Annotated in this window: 1 pseudogene and 1 other annotated feature; the pseudogene reads right to left on the reverse strand. The window is 59.6% G+C overall.

Annotated elements, in window-relative coordinates:
• Positions 1-950, reverse strand: a pseudogene (locus AC1D0P_RS25880) (IS3 family transposase); the annotation flags it as partial.
• Positions 550-666: a sequence feature (AL1L pseudoknot), on the reverse strand. Its footprint overlaps the pseudogene before it by 117 nt.
• Positions 951-1,142: the final 192 nt, after the last annotated feature.

The raw sequence follows: 1,142 nt of genomic DNA on the forward strand, positions 1-1,142 counted from the left end.
CTTGATCGACACGTATTGCACGCCCCTGTCGGAATGGTGGACGAGCCCGCCGCGATGGATGGGCCGCCGATCATGAAGTGCCTGGTCCAGAGCGTCGAGGACGAAACCCGCATGGGCGGTACGGCTTGCCCGCCAGCCGACGATGCGGCGGGCGAAGGCATCGATGACGAAGGCCACGTAGACGAAGCCCTGCCAGGTCGCGACATACGTGAAGTCAGAAAGCCAGAGCATGTTCGGCGCGGGAGCCTTGAAGTGGCGATTGACGCGGTCGAGCGGACATGGGGCAGTCTTGTCCGACACGGTGGTTTTGACGGGCTTGCCGCGAATGATGCCCTGAAGACCCATCACTCTCATGAGCCGTGCGACGGTGCAGCGGGCAATCTCAAAGCCCTCCCGCTGTAGCTGCCGCCAGACTTTGCGCACGCCATAGACCTGGAAGTTCTCGTTGAACACCCGGCGTATCTCGACCTTCATGGCGACATCATTCCGGGCGCGGGCCGCCAGGCGGTCCACGTCCATGCGCTTGGCAATGACCTCATAATAGGTGGACGGGGCAATCGGCAGCAGTCTGCAGATCGGCTCGACCCCGAGCACCGAACGATGTTCGTCGATGAAGGAAATCATCGCTTCAGTGGGCGGTCGAGCTCCGCCTGGGCAAAATACGCCGACGCCTTGCGCAAAATCTCGTTGGCTTGACGAAGCTCGCGGTTCTCCCGCTCCAGTGCCTTCATCTTCTCCGCAACATCGCTCGGAAGGCCGGCTCGCTTGCCACTATCGACCTCGGACTTCTTTACCCACTCATTGAGCGTGTGTGCCGAGCAGCCAATCTTGGCCGCGATCGAGGAAACAGCCGCCCATCGCGAAGAATGTTCGGCCTCATGTTCCGACACCATTCGAACGGCGCGGGCGCGGACTTCAGGGGAAAATTTGTTCGTCGTCTTGCTTGTCATAGACCCTACTTCTCACGAGTTGGGGTCTCCGGCAAATCCGGCGCGGTTCAATGGGTCTGATTGTCTTCATTCCAGTTGCCTTGCTATTCTTGGTGATGATCGCGTGCTTTGCGTGTGGTGTTGCACTGCTTGCGTGGCAAGTAATAAGCTATCTAGACAAGGGTACCTGGCCAGCGTTCACCGGTCTTGATG

This window comes from Polaromonas sp. P1_G2, from assembly GCF_056405515.1.